At 61.0% G+C, this 14,774-nt stretch carries 16 protein-coding genes; 10 read left to right on the top strand and 6 right to left on the bottom strand.

What is annotated here, in order from left to right; translation table 11 throughout:
* Nucleotides 1–5: 5 nt before the first annotated feature.
* Entirely contained in the window at nucleotides 6–419 is a 414-nt protein-coding gene (locus CJU94_RS33915; protein ID WP_095423041.1) for a MarR family winged helix-turn-helix transcriptional regulator, read from the top strand.
* Nucleotides 420–425: 6 nt separating this feature from the next.
* Nucleotides 426–2,216, top strand: a complete 1,791-nt coding sequence (locus CJU94_RS33920) for a chloride channel protein (RefSeq protein ID WP_095423042.1) — start codon at nucleotides 426–428, stop codon at nucleotides 2,214–2,216.
* Between the two features lie 341 nt (nucleotides 2,217–2,557).
* On the opposite strand, the gene CJU94_RS42335 is transcribed toward CJU94_RS33920, so the two are convergent.
* Nucleotides 2,558–2,686 carry a hypothetical protein gene (locus tag CJU94_RS42335; RefSeq protein WP_279636662.1) on the bottom strand — a complete coding sequence of 43 codons (129 nt, stop codon included), beginning with the start codon at nucleotides 2,684–2,686 and terminating at the stop codon, nucleotides 2,558–2,560.
* A 233-nt stretch (nucleotides 2,687–2,919) separates the two neighbouring features.
* Between CJU94_RS42335 and CJU94_RS33930 the strand changes: the two genes are divergently transcribed.
* Complete coding sequence (locus CJU94_RS33930; protein ID WP_244221137.1) at nucleotides 2,920–3,576, top strand: GntR family transcriptional regulator; 657 nt, start codon at nucleotides 2,920–2,922, stop codon at nucleotides 3,574–3,576.
* 193 nt (nucleotides 3,577–3,769) lie between these two features.
* Here the strand turns inward: CJU94_RS33930 and CJU94_RS33940 are convergent, their stop codons facing one another.
* From CJU94_RS33940 to CJU94_RS33955, 4 genes are all read right to left on the bottom strand, one after another.
* Nucleotides 3,770–4,507 (bottom strand): amino acid ABC transporter ATP-binding protein, encoded by a 738-nt coding sequence (locus CJU94_RS33940; protein ID WP_095423045.1) that lies wholly within the window; start codon nucleotides 4,505–4,507, stop codon nucleotides 3,770–3,772.
* Nucleotides 4,485–5,162, bottom strand: coding sequence for an amino acid ABC transporter permease (locus CJU94_RS33945; protein ID WP_244221138.1), 678 nt, complete (start codon nucleotides 5,160–5,162; stop codon nucleotides 4,485–4,487). The genes CJU94_RS33940 and CJU94_RS33945 overlap by 23 nt, the downstream gene beginning before the upstream one ends.
* Nucleotides 5,163–5,173: 11 nt before the next feature.
* Nucleotides 5,174–5,842 carry an amino acid ABC transporter permease gene (locus CJU94_RS33950; protein WP_095423047.1) on the bottom strand — a complete coding sequence of 223 codons (669 nt, stop codon included), beginning with the start codon at nucleotides 5,840–5,842 and terminating at the stop codon, nucleotides 5,174–5,176.
* Nucleotides 5,843–5,922: 80 nt separating this feature from the next.
* Nucleotides 5,923–6,750 (bottom strand): transporter substrate-binding domain-containing protein, encoded by an 828-nt coding sequence (locus CJU94_RS33955; protein ID WP_095423048.1) that lies wholly within the window; start codon nucleotides 6,748–6,750, stop codon nucleotides 5,923–5,925.
* A gap of 150 nt (nucleotides 6,751–6,900) precedes the next feature.
* Here CJU94_RS33955 and CJU94_RS33960 point away from each other — a divergent pair, with 150 nt between their 5' ends.
* Genes CJU94_RS33960 through CJU94_RS33985 form a run of 6 tightly spaced genes read left to right on the top strand, consistent with a single transcriptional unit; the run spans nucleotide 6,901 to nucleotide 12,473 of the window.
* On the top strand, nucleotides 6,901–7,218 hold the full coding sequence (locus CJU94_RS33960) for a (2Fe-2S)-binding protein (protein ID WP_244221139.1): 318 nt from the start codon (nucleotides 6,901–6,903) through the stop codon (nucleotides 7,216–7,218).
* Nucleotides 7,211–8,644 (top strand): (2Fe-2S)-binding protein, encoded by a 1,434-nt coding sequence (locus CJU94_RS33965; protein WP_095423050.1) that lies wholly within the window; start codon nucleotides 7,211–7,213, stop codon nucleotides 8,642–8,644. The genes CJU94_RS33960 and CJU94_RS33965 overlap by 8 nt, the downstream gene beginning before the upstream one ends.
* A complete protein-coding gene (locus tag CJU94_RS33970) occupies nucleotides 8,641–9,840 on the top strand; it encodes an NAD(P)/FAD-dependent oxidoreductase (protein ID WP_095423051.1) in 1,200 nt (399 codons plus the stop codon). Before CJU94_RS33965 ends, CJU94_RS33970 begins: the two co-directional genes overlap by 4 nt.
* The gene (locus CJU94_RS33975) at nucleotides 9,837–10,805 is read left to right on the top strand and encodes a dihydrodipicolinate synthase family protein (RefSeq protein WP_095423052.1); all 969 of its coding nucleotides are present in this window, start codon (nucleotides 9,837–9,839) and stop codon (nucleotides 10,803–10,805) included. Before CJU94_RS33970 ends, CJU94_RS33975 begins: the two co-directional genes overlap by 4 nt.
* Nucleotides 10,802–12,229, top strand: a complete 1,428-nt coding sequence (gene hydA / locus CJU94_RS33980; protein WP_095423053.1) for a dihydropyrimidinase — start codon at nucleotides 10,802–10,804, stop codon at nucleotides 12,227–12,229. Before CJU94_RS33975 ends, hydA begins: the two co-directional genes overlap by 4 nt.
* A 13-nt stretch (nucleotides 12,230–12,242) precedes the next feature.
* Nucleotides 12,243–12,473: an FmdB family zinc ribbon protein gene (locus tag CJU94_RS33985; protein ID WP_095423403.1), complete on the top strand. Its 231-nt coding sequence runs from the start codon at nucleotides 12,243–12,245 to the stop codon at nucleotides 12,471–12,473.
* 176 nt (nucleotides 12,474–12,649) lie between these two features.
* On the opposite strand, the gene CJU94_RS33990 is transcribed toward CJU94_RS33985, so the two are convergent.
* Entirely contained in the window at nucleotides 12,650–13,075 is a 426-nt protein-coding gene (locus tag CJU94_RS33990) for a DUF3830 family protein (RefSeq protein ID WP_095423054.1), read from the bottom strand.
* 537 nt (nucleotides 13,076–13,612) lie between these two features.
* On the opposite strand from CJU94_RS33990, the gene CJU94_RS33995 reads away from it, so the two are divergent.
* The gene (locus tag CJU94_RS33995; RefSeq protein WP_095423055.1) at nucleotides 13,613–14,644 is read left to right on the top strand and encodes an acetamidase/formamidase family protein; all 1,032 of its coding nucleotides are present in this window, start codon (nucleotides 13,613–13,615) and stop codon (nucleotides 14,642–14,644) included.
* The last annotated feature ends 130 nt before the right edge of the window (nucleotides 14,645–14,774 follow it).

Below are 14,774 nucleotides of genomic sequence, written 5' to 3' on the forward strand. Positions count from 1 at the left end.
CTTCGATGAAAACACTCGCTCGCGGGTTGACCAAGACGGACTTTGAGCAACTGTCAGAGTTTCGCTACCAGATGCGGCGCTTCGAAAGGTTTTCTGAACAGGCCGCCCAAGGCGAGGGCATCACGCCGTTGCAGTATCTGCTACTCCTGCATATCAAGGGGTATCCGGAGCGCGACTGGGCAACCGTCGGCGAACTTGCGGAAAGGCTCCAGGCGCAGCATCACGGCGTGGTCGCGCTGGTGTCCCGCTGCGAGGCGCTCGAACTGGTCCGCAGAAAAGTTAGCGAGACGGACCGCCGCCAGGTCGAAGTACATCTGTTGAAAGCAGGCGAGCAGGTGCTCGCCCGTCTCGCCGAGATGCACCGTGCCGAACTGAAGTCGCTCAAGGGTGCCTTTAGCGTCCCCCAGATTGATCTTTAAGTCACCATGAGTCACGATACCCATAAGCGCGACTTTTCCACCAACGCGCGACTTCCCGGCATTTCCGCACTGGCCGCGGTGATCGGCGCCCTGAGCACGCTCGCGGCGTTCGTGCTGCTGAGCCTGATTCATCTGTTCACCAATCTGTTTTTCTTCCAGCAATTTTCGTTTGCGGAGCGCTCACCGGCCCTCAATACGCTGGGTATCTGGGTGGTGGTTATCCCTGTGATCGGTGGCCTTATCGTCGGTCTCATGGCCCGTTACGGTTCAGAAAAGATCCGCGGGCATGGCATTCCCGAAGCGATCGAAGCCATCCTGTTCGGCAAGAGCCGCATGTCGCCGAAGGTGGCGATTCTCAAACCGCTGTCGTCTGGCATTGTGATCGGCAGCGGCGGACCGTTCGGCGCGGAAGGCCCGATCATCATGACTGGCGGCGCACTGGGGTCTCTGATCGCGCAGTGCGTGAAGGTCACGTCTGCCGAACGCAAGACCTTGCTGGTTGCCGGCGCGGCGGCGGGCATGACGGCGGTCTTTGGCACACCGGTGGCCGCCGTATTGCTGGCGGTCGAACTGCTGCTGTTCGAATGGCGTCCGCGCAGTTTTCTGCCGGTTGCCCTTGCTTGCGCAGTCGCGGGGTTTGCGCGCGCTGCATTCTTCGGCACAGGGCCGCTGTTTCCGCTTGAAACGGCGCCGCCCGGCGCGCTGTCGCTGGTGTCCTGCGTCATTGCAGGCCTGATGTCCGGCGCACTCGCCTCGGGTCTGTCAGCCGCGTTATACAAGACCGAAGACCTGTTCGGCAAGCTGCCTATCCACTGGATGTGGTGGCCAGCGCTCGGTGGCCTCGTCGTCGGCATCGGCGGCTTTCTCGAACCGCGTGCGCTGGGCGTCGGCTACGACGTGATCGGCGACCTGTTGCATCAGCACATTGCCATCCAGCTCGCGCTGGCAATCCTGATCGTGAAGGCGGTCATCTGGGTCGTGGCGTTGGGTTCGGGTACATCAGGCGGCGTCCTGGCGCCGTTGCTCATGCTGGGCGCGGGGCTCGGTGTGGTGCTCGGCCACGTGCTGCCGGGCGGCGAACCTGCCCTGTGGCCGCTCGTGTGCATGGCGGCTACGCTCGGCGCCACGTTGGGTGCGCCGTTGACCGCGATTGTGTTCGCGTTCGGCCTCACGCACGACAGCAACGCATTGCTGCCACTGCTCGCCGCGACGCTGATCGCGCATGGGTTTGCAACCGTCGTCATGAAGCGCTCCATCATGACCGAGAAAATTGCCCGGCGCGGGTATCACATCTACCGGGAATACGGCGTCGATCCGCTTGAGCGCCACCACGTCGACGAAGTGATGTCGCGTACGGTCGAGACGATCGATGGCGATATATCCGTGGGCGAAGCGCTAGCAACGTTCTTCGGAGCGACGCAGACACACCGTGCCTATCCGGTCGTGCGTCAAGGCATGCTGGCGGGTGTGGTCGATCGGGCGCTACTGGAAAAAATTCGTGATGACGAGGCCGCGGATTCGCTCGAGTCGCGCCTCGCTGACGTGTTGCGCCACCGTTCCCCCACATTTGCATTGCCGAGCGAAACCTGCCGGCTCGTCGCAACACGGCTTGCGGTGCATGGTCTCGAACGCTTGCCCGTGGTCGCGGATTCCGCAACGTTGCAACTGGTCGGCATTGTGTCGCGCAGCGATCTGGTCAAGCCCTCTCTTGCCCACTTCGACGAAGAGCACAAGAAAGAACGCTTCCGGCGTTTGCGCATTCAGCCGGGCAAGCGGCACTTCCCTCCGGCTCCGTAAATTAGCGGCCGGTTGGCTGCCAGAAACCGATTCGCGTCTTATGCGCCCCTTCGGGGGCACACCTCTCTCGTCTCTTCCCGCCGTTTCAGCATCCATTTCTTGGGCAATATCGTCCCCGCGTTGCGAAGCGATTCGAGCGTTCTATTACGCTCTTCAAGGAAGATGTCATGAAATCGTTCGCGCCGACGTGATTGTCACGTGGCCGCGGTCGCAAACTCGTCACGCGGAAAATCGTCACGGCGGAGTGTTTCCTGCGAATCTGGCCGACCTTTCCCGACGTCAGCGATAACGGCCGAGGTTTCGATTTGGTTGCTGCATGGGCTGGATATTCGTACGGTCTGCTAGGCATGGCCGAGCGCGCCCGGTTGATCGTTGCGAAACCGCTCAGTGAAATCGAGCCCGATTGTGGGTCCGCCGTGCGCCTCTTCGTTCTGGATGACGCGATCATCGCCGGGTAATTCCAGGTTCATGAGTCGATGCATGCGCTCAACCGGCGATTCTGGTACGACCGGACTCATTGGATCGGCACTGTAGCGATTCAATATGAAGATGCACGCTAGCTGTGCGAAACGCAGCGCACGCGCACGGTCGAGCAAAAAGACAACATGCCAGAAGAGGCGCGATTCCCCTATCGAAGCCGCGTCTTGCCCTTGCGAAGCCGCATACAGAACGTATACTTGCGATATAACTTTCGTGAGATACCGTGAACACCTCCCCCTCTTCAAGCCCCGAAAAGCTGGGCGAACTGGCTTATCAGACCTTGCGCAGGATGATCCTCGACAAGGCTTTGCGCAGCGGCGGCCCCGTCGTCGAGGGGCGCCTCGCCGAAGAACTCAACATCTCGCGCACGCCAATGCGAGAAGCATTGCTTCGCCTCGAAGGCGAAGGCCTTCTGGTGCGCGCGGGAGCACGCTCGTATTCGGTGCGCTTCGTCAGTGCTCAAGAGTATTTCCAGGCAATGAAAGTGCGCGAATTGCTGGAGACGGAAGCGATCGGGCTTGCAATCGGAAAGATCGACAAGAAGATCGTTCAGCAATTGATCAAGAAGATCAAGGCACTCAGTAGCGGCCAGCAGGAACAGGCGCACTGGCAACTGGACGACCAGGTGCATACGATGATGGCGCGCGCCAGTGGCAACGACGTACTAGCGCATATGATCGATCTGGTGCGCACCAATAGCCGGCTGTTCGAACTGGTCACGCCGTTCAATCGTATCGAGGAAGATCGCGCGGAACACCTCGCGATTCTCGAAGCGTATCTGGCCAACGACGTCGAAGCGTCGCGCGCCGCCGTCCGTACGCATTTGCAGAATCTGCGTCGCTTCGTGCTCGACCGGCTTGCGGAAGGCACCTACAACTGAGTCGTCTCATCGCCGCCGGTTCGCAGCGCGCCAATCCCCAGCGGCATCTTCAACAGCAGCGTACGCGGTCCAAGCGCCGCTTGACCGGTCGCCTCCGCGACACCTGCGCCGCACAGTCCCGCAAGATTTGCGGAGAATCGACTCTCGAGCGGCGCATCACACAAGCCCGACCGCGCCGGCGAACCGGTATCCATCAGTGACGCAAGATCTTACCGACGAACTCGCGCGTCCGCGCTTCCTGCGGTGCATCGAATAGTTGTTGCGGCGTACCGGTTTCAACTACGCGACCGCCCGCCATAAACACCACCTTCGACGACACCTCGCGCACGAAGCTCATTTCGTGCGAGACGATAAACATTGTGATGCCGTCCATTGCGAGTTCGCGAATCGTGTCCAGCACTTCGTTGACGAGTTCGGGGTCCAGCGCGGCCGTCACCTCGTCGAGGAATAGCACTTTCGGCTTCAACGCGAGCGCGCGGGCAATCGCCACGCGTTGCTGCTGGCCTCCCGACAGTTCGTCCGGATGCGCATGCAGCCGATGCGCAAGACCAACACGCGTCAGCAGACTAATGGCGTTCTTCTCGACTTCCTGACGCGACCAGCCTTTAATCTTAGTCGGCGTAATCATCACGTTGTCGAGCACGGTCATGTTCTGGAACAGGTTGTACTGCTGGAACACGATGGCTATATCCGAACGCAGCGCGCGAACCGCGGCCTTGTCCGCATAATTCACAACACCGCCGTTCAAACGCACGCTGCCATGCTCGGGCGGCAGCAGCCCTATCAACACGCGCAACAGCGTACTCTTGCCCGACCCGGACGGACCGATCAGGCTGACAATCTCACCTTTCTCCACTGAGAGGTTGATCCGTTCGAGCACGGTGTGCGGTCCATAAGACGCCTTCAGGTCAACGATTTCGAGTTGCGGCAAGTTTCTTCTCCATGCGCTTACCGAAGCGCGACAGCGGGTACGACATGAGGAAATACAACACCAGGATCGCACCATATACGAGCGTTGCAGAAAAGCCCTTGTTACTGAGCACTTTCCCGGCGGACGTCAGTTCCATCACGCCGATCTGAGATGCAAGCGCGGTATCCTTGATGAACATCACAAAGAAGCCGAAGGTGGGCGGGACGATCACGCGCCACGCCTGCGGCACGATTACATAACGCAGCGTTTCGAGGTAACTGAAGTTCAGCGTGCTCGCTGCCTCCCACTGGTTCACGTGGATGGATTCGAGCCCGCTGCGCACGATCTCGCCGAGATACGCAGACGCGATCAGGCACACGCTGATCAGCGCGACGCTGAACGTAGACAGGTTGGCATTGAGCGACTGCGTCGCGAAGAACACCAGCATCAGCGTGACGAGGAACGGCACGCGGCGAAACACCAGGCAATAGGCAAACACGACGATACGCACCGGCGCCATTGCGCGCGAACGCGTAATGCGCAGCACGGCAACCACGAACCCCGAGACAAAGCCCGCGAGGCAGCCAATCGCCGACAGTACGAAGGTGGCGGCAAATCCTTCCAGCAACAACAACAGGTTGTAGTAAGAAAACAGATGCGTGAGTTGAGTCATCATCGAACCGGCCATCAAAACACCTTTATCTTCGCGCGGCACACATGACGGCCAAACATTGCGAGCGCGAATGTCGCCAATATCGTGATGCCGATGTACATCAGGGCGGCCACACTGAATGCCTCGACCGACAGATAAGTCTGCGACGCGATATTGCTGGTGCGTCCGGTCAATTCCTCGACGCCGAAGATCGACGCCATCGAGGTGCCGAGCGTCATCACGATGAACTGGTTGGACAGCGGCGGAAACATCACCTTCATCACATGCGGAAAGATCACGTGACGTACGATCTGCGGCGTCGAAAAGCCGAGCACTTCGGCGGCTTCGATTTCCGCCCAGCGTACCGACTCGAACCCCGCGCGCTGGATTTCGCACAGATACGCACCGGCATTGAACGTGGCGCCGATCAGCACGGCCGTGTACGGCGACAGGGTTACGCCGATTTCCGGCAAGCCGAAAAACAGAAAGAAGATCTGCACCAGCTGCGGCGTGTTGGTCGCGAAGGTCACATAGGCCCTCACGACACGACGCAGGAACGCGGGTCCGTAGCGCAGGATCGACGCGCACACGAGACCGATGAACATGCCGAAGCCGAACGCGAGCACCGCGATCTGAAGGCTGAGCCACGCTCCGCCGAGCAGATACGGCCACTGCTCGAGGATGGGCCCAAACTGAAGCGTCATCGAATCAGTACTCCTTGCAACGAGTCGCGCAGTGCGGCGCCTTCAGGCGTGAGGGCGCCGCACTGCGTGCGATTGATAATTTACTGCGCGGCGACGGTCGGCGGCGCAGCGGTCGGGTCATACAGCATTGGACTGCCGAACCATTTCTTCCAGCTCGCGGCCACATAGCCGCCCTTTTGCAGCGCGCCGATTTCCTTGTTCAGACGATCGGTCAACGCCGTGTTGCCCTTCTTGATGCCGATACAGTCGTAGTCCACTTCGATCGGCGCATCGACCACACGCCATTTCGTCTGATAGTTCTTCGTGTAGCTGAGCATGAAGTCCAGCACATCGATCAGCGCGTCCGCACGGCCTTGCGCGATGGCGCGAACCGCATCCGGGTAGTTGTCCAGCAACAGCAGTTGCGCCTTCGGCAGCTTGTCCTGAATCAGCTTGACAGGCGTCGTGCCTCGCACTTGCACGAGACGCACCGACGGATCGTTCAGCGCCATATAGTCTTTATACGGCTTGTCTTGCGTGGTCAGCACGCCCAGCACTTCGGTGTTCACCGGATCCGTAAAGTCGATCACTTTCAGACGGTCGGCGTTGCGCGTCATGCCGCCCATCACCGCATCGATCTTGTCGGCCATCAAGAATGGCACGCGATCGTTCGAACCGACCGGCACGATTTCCAGCTTCACGCCGAGCGAGTCCGCAATCTTGCGTGCAATCGCGACATCGAACCCGTCGATATTGTTTTTTGCATCGTAGGTGCCAAGCGGCGGCAGGTTCGGGTTGATGCCGAACACGATCTTCTTCGACGCAATGATTTCGTCCAGCGTGCGAGCGCTGGCGTCGAGTGAGCCGAGCAGCGCACATGCCGCGAGACCGACGGCAAGCATGCGGCTCAGGATGATCGAGGGTTTCATACTATGACTCCGTGAGAGGGCGTGAAGGTGATCCAACTACTCCGACGAGGCATTCGCCGCACCGCGTTTTTTGGCGACTTTGCGTATACGTATCGTATACGTTAGTATCAAAACATCGCCTAAATTACTTGTCAAGCGAGGTGGGCAACGATGCCAGCACCGAAGTCTGAAGAGGACGCAATGCGTATCCACGATCCCCACCGCGCCGCCGCGATCGACCTGTTTTTTGACGGCAAGCGTTATGCCGCGCATGCAGGTGAGAGCATTGCGGCCGCATTGTTCGCAGCGGGCGTCAGGTCTTTGCGCGTAAGTCCGCGTTTAAATCAGCCGCGCGGCATGTTCTGTCTGATGGGTTCTTGCCAGGAGTGCCTCGTGATGGTCGACGGCAGACGCGTGCTTGCATGTCAAACGCCCGTTGTAACCGGCATGCATGTGGAAACCGTTCCGGAGACCGGCATCGATGTCTGAGACGACGGCCGCATTCGATGTGATCGTGCTGGGCGGCGGTCCCGCCGGCGCCCATGCGGCAATCACGGCAGCGGCTGCCGGATTGCGTGTCGCACTGTTCGACGAAAACCCTGCAGCGGGTGGTCAGGTGTATCGCGCCCCGATCGACGGCATCGCGCCGGCGCGAGGCGCGGATCGGACCGCAGGCGACGCATTGCGCCGCGAGCTTGCCGCAAGCACGGTGACCGCCTTTTTCCGCCATCCTGTGTGGGCCGTGACTGGCAATTACCGTGTCGATGCAACCGGCCCGAATGGCCCGCTTTATTGCACGGCGCGCGCGTTGATCGTGGCATCGGGCACGACGGAGCGCGTCGTGCCGTTCGAAGGATGGACAACGCCCGGCGTGATCGGTCTCGCGGCGGCAACCATTTTGCTGAAGTCACAACACATGCTTCCCGGACGCTCGACGCTGGTGGCCGGATGCGGTCCGCTGTTGGCGGCCGTCGCCGCAAAGACCATCGAAGGCGGCGGCAAGGTCGAAGCGATCGTCGACCTTGCGAGTACCGGAGACTGGGCGCGCTCGATGCCCGCAATGCTCGGGCGTCTCGATCTGCTGCGGCAGGGCTTCAAATGGTGGCGCACGATCCGACGCGCGGGTACGCCCCGTTATGCGCGACATACGATAGTGCGCGTCGAGCCGGTCGGCGGCCGTTTGCGCGCGACGCTGGCGCCATGCGACGCAGCCGGACGCGTGATCGATGGCGAGCACACGACTGTCCTGACCGATTGCGTCGCGGTCGGGCATGGTCTCACGCCTTCAACGGAAATCACGCGGCTGATGCGCGCCGAACATCGTTACTCGCGCTCGGCCGGTGGCTGGATCGCGGTCGCCGACGCGGATGGCCGTACATCGCGTCCGCTGCTCTATGTGGCAGGCGATGGTGCTGGCATCGCCGGTGCAGCCGCTGCGGCGACCCACGGCATTCTCGCCGGACTCGCCTGCGCGCGCGATCTGGGCGCCAAGGACGGCGTCTGCGACGAACGCATCGCACGGGCACGCGTCGCCCATCGCAATGCCGCGCGCTTCGGCCATGCAATGGCAAATCTGATGGCGCTGCGCCCCGGCCATGTCGACAGCATTGCGCCGAATACGATCGTATGTCGCTGCGAAGATGTGACGCGCGCTGAGATCGACGCCGCCTGTGATGCGGGCGCGCACGACGTCAATCAGCTCAAGGCGTGGACGCGCTGTGGAATGGGGCCTTGCCAGGGCCGCACATGCGGCGATATCGCAGGCGAGCTTCTGATGCGTCGCACGGGTGCCCACTCGCGCGAAGCCGTTGGCTGTTTTTCCGCGCGCACACCCTTGCGCCCCGTCACTGTCGAAGCCCTGACCGGCGACTTCAGTTACGGCGACATTCCGATTCCGAAGGCTGCGCCGCTATGAGCGAATTGAACGAAACCGTGCACGACACGTTGCATAAGCCGTTCGACGTCGCCGTGGTCGGCGGCGGCGTGATGGGCTGCACCACCGCACTGTTTCTCGCGCGCGCCGGCATGCGCGTCGCGCTGATCGAACGCGATGCGCTGTGCCGCGCCGCGTCCGGCGTCAACGCCGGCACGCTCACCTTGCACATGACACGCGCCGCGCTGGTGCCGTATGCAATACACGCCTGGAAGATGTGGATGGAAGCGGACGAATGGCTCGGCGAAGGCGTGCTTGCAACCGCCGCACCGGGCTTGTCCCTGGCGTTCACTGAAAACGAGCGGCAGTTGCTTCGCGCACGCGCCGCAGCGCGCCGAGAATACGGCGCGGAAATCGACCTGCTCGCGCCCAACGCCGCACTCGAGGTCGAGCCCGGTCTCAATCCGGCGATGCTCGAAGCCGCATATTGCGCGACCGACGGCTTCGCGAGCGCGTATCTGACCGGCCGCGCGTATCGCTCCGCGCTGTGCGCGGCCGGCGTGCAGATCTTCGAAATTGCGCCTGTCACACGCATCGAACAGTTGCATGGACGCTACCGCGTGCATGGCCCCCACACCGCCTCGGCGCCGCTCAGGATCGACGCGGCGCGCATCGTGATGGCCGGCGGCGTATGGCTGGAACCGTTGCTGGCGATGCTCGACATCCACATTCCGGTCAAGACACTGGTCAACCAGCTGATCGTTACCGAACGCATGCCGCCTGTGATGCGCACCGTGTTGAGCATCGCGAACGGGCTACTGTCGATGAAGCAGTTCGCGAACGGCAGCGTCGTGATCGGCGGCGGCTGGCAAGGTGTCGGCGATCGCGAGCGCGGTCCCGTCGAAACGATTCCGCACAATCTGACCGGCAATCTGCGACTCGCACAACACGTCATCCCCGCACTCGCGCGCGCACGTGTCGCGCGCATCTGGCTCGGACTCGAATCCGAAACGGCCGACGCGATGCCGATGATCGGTGCACTGCCCGGGCTCGACAACGCCTACGTGATCGGCTGTGTGCACTCCGGTTATACGAGTGGTCCTTATATGGGCAAACTGCTTTCCCAGGCAATTCTCGGCAACCCGCCCGAGCTGCCCTTGTTCGATCCTGCGCGATTGATCGCCGCGCCCGCCACGCAAGACGCGCCCGCACTTTCCCATCGAGAACACACGCAATGATTCCCTCGCACGACGCCCCTTTCAACGGCATCTATGCCGCCACACTGTGTCCGCTCGATGCGCATGGCCGTCATCTCGACGAAGCCGCGCTTGCCCGCCATATCGAAGCGGCCTCGTCCGTCGACGGCATTGCCGGCTTACTGATCAACGGCCACGCGGGCGAGAACGTCGCCCTGTCGCGTGAAGACAAGCGTCGGGTGGTGGAGATCGCGCATGAGGTATGCCACGATCGTTCGATCATCGTAGCTGGGGTTAACTCGGAAGACAGCTTTGAAGCGCAGGCCCACGCCGACGACGCGAAAAACGCAGGCGCCGATGCACTGCTGCTGTTTCCGCCGTATTCATGGGCGCTCTCCACCGATCTCACGACCGTCGTCAATCATCATCGCATCGCAAATGCCAATTCGAAATTGCCGATGATGCTGTATCAGGCCGGCGTGAGTACCGGCGCGATGGCCTACACGCCCGAGATGCTGGCCACGCTCGTCACGCTCCCCGAGGTTGTCGCGATCAAGGAAGGCAGTTGGGAAACCGCGACCTACGAAGCGAACCGGCGCCTCGTGAAATCTGTCGCGCCGCACGTGGCAGTGATGGCCTCCGGCGACGAGCATCTGTTCACGTGCTTCACGCTCGGCACGGAAGGCAGCCTCGTCAGTCTGGCCGCGGTCGTGCCCGAACTGGTCGTGGCGCTGTATCGCGCCGTACAGCAACACGACCTTGCCACGGCACAGCGCCTGCACGAACACGTTTATCCACTGGCAAAAGCCATTTACGGCACCGCGCCGGGCTCGCATGCGAATGTGCGGCTCAAGACCTGCCTGCATCTGCTCGGCAGATTTCCACATCCTTCCATTCGTCCGCCGATTCCGCCTTTGTCCGCGGCAGAAACTGGGCATCTCGAAGAGGCGCTTTCGTTTGCGCTGTCTTTTGATCTTGCGATTCACCACGACCGGAGCGATTCATGACTCAAACCACGACCCGCACGCTGATTCGCGGCGGACGACTGATTACCGCCGTCGACGACTACGTGGCCGATATCGTCGTCGAAGGCGAACGGATTGTCTGTATCGGCCTTCAACTCGAAGCTGGGCCGGATACCCGCGTAATCGACGCGAAGGGGCTGCTGGTATTTCCCGGCGGAGTCGATGCGCACACGCATATGGAGAACACGTTCGGCCCTTCGGTGACATGCGATAAGTTCGATTCGGGTACACGCTCGGCTGCATTCGGCGGTACGACGACGATCATCGACTTCGCGCTGCAAAACGCCGGCACGAGCCCGCTCGACGCAATCGCCCGGGCGCAGCAGAAAGCAGGTTCGGTGTCGCATATCGACTACGGCTTTCATGTGATCGTTACGCATGTCGACGACCAGGTGCTCGCCGACATGCAGCACGCAATCCGCCATGAGGGCGTATCGAGCTTCAAGATGTTCATGGCGTATCCGGGAACGGTGATGTCCGACGACGCGTCGATTTTTCAGGCCATGCGCATGGTCGGCCAGCACGGCGGGATGATCGCGTTGCATGCGGAAAACGGCACGGTGATCGATCTGCTGATTCGCGAAGCGCTTGCGCAAGGCCACACGTCGCCGCGTTATCACGCGCTGACCCGTCCCGCGATCATGGAGGGCGAAGCCACACATCGCGGTATCAAACTGGCGGAACTGGCCGATGCACCTGTCTATTTTGTCCACCTGTCCGCGAAGGAAGCGCTCAAACATGTGATCGAAGCCCGCGATCTCGGCATCCCCGTGTTTGCGGAAACCTGTCCGCATTACCTGTTCTTCGATGAATCCGCGTATGCCGACGATAGCTTCGATATGGCGCGCTATGTGATGAGTCCGCCATTGCGGTCGAAAGAAGCGCAAAAGGCGCTGTGGACCGCACTGAAAACGGACGACCTGCAACTGATCTCAACCGATCATTGCCCGTACTGCATGAAGGAAGGTCATCGCGGCAACGTCAATCAGAAGCCGCTTGGCGCCGACGACTTTTCGAAGATTCCGAACGGCGTGCCGGGTGTCGAAACACGGATGACGGTCGTCTACGACGGCGGCGTGCGCACCGGCCACATTTCACTGAACCGTTTCGTCGAACTGACTTCAACAGCGCCCGCGAAACTGTTCGGACTATTCCCGAAGAAAGGCACGCTCGCAATCGGCAGCGATGCGGATATCGTGCTATTCGATCCGCAAGAGTCACATACGATTAGCGCCGAAACACAGCATAGCGATTGCGACTTCACGCTGTTCGAGGGTCACAAGGTCACGGGCCGCGTAAAGAAAGTGCTGCTGCGAGGCGAACTGTTGATCGACGACGGACAATGGGTTGGACGCAGTGGCGCAGGCCAGTTCGTCGCGCGCGGCGAACTCGGCGCTCATTTCTGACGCGAGCCACGTCATGCCGATCTACAACTTTCGGTGCGGGCAGTGTGGCGTGTTCGACCAGATGCGCCGCGTCGCGATGCGCGATGAGCCAGCGTCGTGTCCGACATGCGGGGCGGCATCTGCGCGTGAGCAGAACGGCTTGCCGGTGCTGCTCACGCGCGGCGACGACACGGTGATGCCAGGCGAAGGCGCATATCTGGGCAGGCATGCGGGTAGTTGTCTGTGCTGCGTCGGACGCGACTAAAGGTCCTTGATGGCTATGCGTGGCCTGTATCGACCACATATGCCCTACCCTATCGCGCGATCGTCATACGGTGAACAGCCCGACTATGGAGAAAGGGGGCTGTTCGAGCGCGCGCCGCCGCTTGATGTTCTTCGGGGGCGACCACGGCCGAGCGCGGGTCATCCCCGGTCAACGCTTCAGATCTTCTCGAACGTGATGTCTTGCGCGCCTTCCCACAGTACCTTGACGCCGAGTTCGCGAAGCTTGTCTTTGCCTTCGACGATCGTCAGGAAGTGATTGCCAGCGAGTTGCCCCATCTTGCTCGCGAACAGGCACGAACCGTAAGCCATGATGATTTCGGTTTCACTGTAACCGCCCGGATAGAACAGGATGTCGCCAACCGACGGATGGCTCGTGTGATTCTCGAACCCGACCGCGACGCCGTCGTTTTCGAGCTTGAATTCGCCTAGGGGTACCCAGCAACCCTCCCCGCTCCAGCGCACGTGAATGATTTTTTGCGTGTACGGCAACAGTTTCAGGAATGCAGCGACGGTCTGGGGTGCGTCCGGATTGGTTTCGGCAATGAAACTCAGGCCGCAGGAAGTGATGCGAAGTCGGGTCATTACGGTGTTCCGTCGATCGTGGTTGGCAGGATGCAGACAGGTCCGACCATCATGCTTGAGTCGGCCGGTATCAGAGACTGGTCTGTTAATGGACATTCTGTCGATGGCCGGGACGCATCGACAGGGACAATTCATTCTCATTCGGTCAGGCCAATTTTCAAAATAGCCACTACGCCGATAGCGGCCGCTATGCGGCTGGAAATGAATTTCCGCCGTAGTCGCCAAGGTCATATAGAGATCTATAGAGGGTCCTGGGCCGGAGGAGTGAATGGGGTGAAGGGGCAGGACAAGCCACGCGGTCATCGGATTGACCGAGCGCGAGGGGCGCAGAGCTTTCCTGTTTTCTGGAGTTGCCGTTCGTTGTCGGCGCAGCCAGGCAAGGCGACGAGCCCCCGTCAGCCGGGTGCCGCGGCAACCCGATTCGCTCACGCACAAGCTTTTGTACGCTGTCGCCCAAGTGTTTCAATTCTGTCGCTCGTACGATTTGTCATCGGTCACGTCGCACCGATCGCACACTCTTACGGAGCTTAGGAAAGCATGCTTCACGACCTGCCTGCCATCCAGAAAAATGTTCACTGGGGATATTTTGACGCGGCACTAGCGCCCGCACTGATCGTGGAGAGCGGCGACTTCGTTCGCACCGAAGCAATCACGCATCATGCAGGCGACGCCCCCGAACTCATGATGGATGACAAGGTGCGCGCGCTCTACGACACGATTGCCGAAGCGGATCGGCAACCCGGCGTGCATCTGATGACCGGGCCAATCTTCGTGAAAGACGCGAAACCCGGCGATCTGCTAGAGGTGCGCTATCTGCAAATGATTCCGCGCTTCAACTACGGCTCGAATCTCGCCGCGCATTGGGGCCATCTATTCACTGACTTCGAGAAGGAACGCGTCACTATCTACGAACTCGATCAGGCATCGAACACCGCTCACGCCTTGTATGCGTATGACTATCCCGGCAAATATCTCGTGCCGGGCAAGCGCTCGGAGATCCGCGACTGCTGCCGCGAACTCGCGCTCGAAGGCATTCGCGTACCGGTGCGCCCTCATCTGGGCACGGCAGGCGTCGCGCCTGATGTGGCGGGCCGCGTGAGCACCGTGCCGCCGGGCGCGCATGGCGGCAATATCGATAACTGGCGCATCGGCGCCGGCTCAACCATGTACTACCCGGTTGCCGTGGACGGCGGGTTGTTCTCGATCGGCGACCCGCATGTATCGCAAGGCGACGGCGAAATCAGCGGCACCGCGATCGAGGCGTCCCTTAATGTGATGTTCCAGATCGTGTTGCGGCGCGACTTCAGATTTCCCTCGCCCCTACTGGAAACGCCGGACTACTGGATCGTCCACGGCTTCGACGAAGACCTCGACGTCGCGACTAAAAACGCTTCACGCGACATGTTGCTGCTGCTTACCGAACAGCAAGGTCTCTCGCGCGACGACGCCTATTCGCTCATGAGCGTCGCCGCGGATTTCTCCGTGACGCAGGTGGTCGACGGTCGCCAGGGAATACACTGCAAGATCCCCCGCAGCATCTTTCCTCCGAAGAAAAAACCTCGCGCGTGAGCTGCGCGCTGCGCCACAAGTGTGCGAAAACGCACCGTGATGGCGCAGCGTGGTAGCGCTAACCGCGTTGTCACCGATGGCACGGACATTGCCTTTCAATCAGTCGACTGACGTTCGTCAGGGTCCGGGA

Origin of the sequence: Paraburkholderia aromaticivorans (assembly GCF_002278075.1) — a bacterium.
GTDB classification, from domain to species: domain Bacteria; phylum Pseudomonadota; class Gammaproteobacteria; order Burkholderiales; family Burkholderiaceae; genus Paraburkholderia; species Paraburkholderia aromaticivorans.

Coding starts and splice junctions, on each gene's coding strand:
- CJU94_RS33915 (WP_095423041.1), top strand. CDS start 6: ATGAAAACACTCGCTCGCGGGTTGACCAAGACGGACTTTGAGCAACTG.
- CJU94_RS33920 (WP_095423042.1), top strand. CDS start 426: ATGAGTCACGATACCCATAAGCGCGACTTTTCCACCAACGCGCGACTT.
- CJU94_RS42335 (WP_279636662.1), bottom strand. CDS start 2,686: ATGAACCTGGAATTACCCGGCGATGATCGCGTCATCCAGAACGAAGAG.
- CJU94_RS33945 (WP_244221138.1), bottom strand. CDS start 5,162: ATGATGACTCAACTCACGCATCTGTTTTCTTACTACAACCTGTTGTTG.
- CJU94_RS33950 (WP_095423047.1), bottom strand. CDS start 5,842: ATGACGCTTCAGTTTGGGCCCATCCTCGAGCAGTGGCCGTATCTGCTC.
- CJU94_RS33955 (WP_095423048.1), bottom strand. CDS start 6,750: ATGAAACCCTCGATCATCCTGAGCCGCATGCTTGCCGTCGGTCTCGCG.
- CJU94_RS33960 (WP_244221139.1), top strand. CDS start 6,901: ATGCCAGCACCGAAGTCTGAAGAGGACGCAATGCGTATCCACGATCCC.
- CJU94_RS33965 (WP_095423050.1), top strand. CDS start 7,211: ATGTCTGAGACGACGGCCGCATTCGATGTGATCGTGCTGGGCGGCGGT.
- CJU94_RS33970 (WP_095423051.1), top strand. CDS start 8,641: ATGAGCGAATTGAACGAAACCGTGCACGACACGTTGCATAAGCCGTTC.
- CJU94_RS33975 (WP_095423052.1), top strand. CDS start 9,837: ATGATTCCCTCGCACGACGCCCCTTTCAACGGCATCTATGCCGCCACA.
- hydA (WP_095423053.1), top strand. CDS start 10,802: ATGACTCAAACCACGACCCGCACGCTGATTCGCGGCGGACGACTGATT.
- CJU94_RS33985 (WP_095423403.1), top strand. CDS start 12,243: ATGCCGATCTACAACTTTCGGTGCGGGCAGTGTGGCGTGTTCGACCAG.
- CJU94_RS33990 (WP_095423054.1), bottom strand. CDS start 13,075: ATGACCCGACTTCGCATCACTTCCTGCGGCCTGAGTTTCATTGCCGAA.
- CJU94_RS33995 (WP_095423055.1), top strand. CDS start 13,613: ATGCTTCACGACCTGCCTGCCATCCAGAAAAATGTTCACTGGGGATAT.